This window comes from Shewanella sp. AS16 (genome assembly GCF_021412365.1).
Lineage (GTDB): Bacteria > Pseudomonadota > Gammaproteobacteria > Enterobacterales > Shewanellaceae > Shewanella > Shewanella salipaludis.
This window is the reverse complement of sequence record NZ_JAKCLK010000266.1, coordinates 1-291: the sequence shown is the minus strand read 5'-3', so window position 1 is coordinate 291 and position 291 is coordinate 1. Positions and strand designations below refer to the sequence as shown.

Sequence of the window (291 nt, the reverse complement as noted above, 5' to 3'; positions counted from 1 at the left end):
CACAAATCACAAGTGATTTGTGATTAATCACTTGTGATTTGTGATAAGTGATTTGTGATTAATATATAAAAGCCCTCTTTAAAGGGCTTTTATGTTTATTTTGAAAAAGAGATAAAATCAATATATCCCTTTTCCCCAATTTTTACAACGGCATTGTAGGGCTTTTTCTCTTTGTTTTTGATTCCTTTTACCAGGGTTTCTTTTCCCTCCAGTAATTCTTTTACATTCGTTTTGGTTAGTTTTTTCTTTCTAAAATGTTCAGCTAAAGTAAACTTACATTCAGGATAATTT

Annotated in this window: 1 protein-coding gene; it reads right to left on the bottom strand. The window is 29.6% G+C overall.

Going from position 1 to position 291, the window contains the following annotated elements; translation table 11 throughout:
* Positions 1-95: 95 nt before the first annotated feature.
* Positions 96-291: topoisomerase C-terminal repeat-containing protein (locus LZP73_RS20260; protein WP_234236733.1), on the bottom strand; the 196-nt coding region annotated here is incomplete at its 5' end.